This is a genomic window from Salinibacter grassmerensis, assembly GCF_947077765.1.
In the GTDB taxonomy this organism is placed as follows: Bacteria; Bacteroidota; Rhodothermia; order Rhodothermales; family Salinibacteraceae; genus Salinibacter; species Salinibacter grassmerensis.
Map to the genome: position 1 here is coordinate 1 of NZ_CAMTTF010000017.1, position 848 is coordinate 848.

Genomic DNA, 848 nt, shown 5'->3' on the forward strand with positions numbered 1-848 from the left:
GGCGCCATTCACGAGGCCGGCGAGATCAAGGCCCGCAAGGCCGACCGCTTCGCGATGAGCGACTGGATGACGATGGAGAAGGAGCGTGGCATCAGCGTCACGTCGTCTGTGATGAAGTTTCCCTACCGGGGCTATGAGCTAAACCTGCTCGACACCCCGGGCCACCGCGACTTTTCGGAGGACACGTACCGCGTCTTGACCGCGGTCGACAGTGTGATCATGGTGCTCGACAATGCGAGCGGCGTGGAGCAGCAGACGGAGAAGCTCATGGAGGTGTGCCGCATGCAGGACACCCCCATCATTACCTTCGTCAACAAGATGGACCGGCACGGGCTGCCGCCGCTCGACATCCTAGAGGACATTGAGGACACGCTCGATCTGGATACCGTGCCGCTCTCCTGGCCCATCGGGATGGGCAATCGCTTCCGCGGCACCTACAACCTGTATCGGGACGAGCTGCACCTCTTCTCCCACGCCGACATGGAGGGAGAGCACGAGCGCCTTCCGATCGACGACTTGGGCGACCCACAGCTCGACGAGGTGCTCGGCGACCAAGCCGACGACCTCCGGTTCGACGTGGAACTCGTCCGCGAGGCGGGCGACGAGCTGGACCTGCAGGCCTACCTCGACGGCAAGCAGACCCCGGTCTTCTTCGGCAGTGCGCTCAGCAACTTCGGGGTGGGGGATATGTTCGACACGTTTGTCGAGATCGCCCCGCCGCCCCAGCCGCGTCCCACGGTGACCCGGGACGTTTCCCCCTACGAGGACGGCTTCACGGGCGTCGCCTTCAAGATTCAGGCGAACATGGACCCGAAGCACCACGACCGCATGGCGTTTGTGCGTGTCTG

At 63.9% G+C, this 848-nt stretch carries 1 protein-coding gene; it reads left to right on the forward strand.

What is annotated here, in order from left to right; genetic code table 11:
- Nucleotides 1-848, forward strand: an 848-nt coding sequence (locus tag OJB03_RS15550) for a GTP-binding protein (protein WP_263788996.1), incomplete at both ends; no start/stop codon positions are given.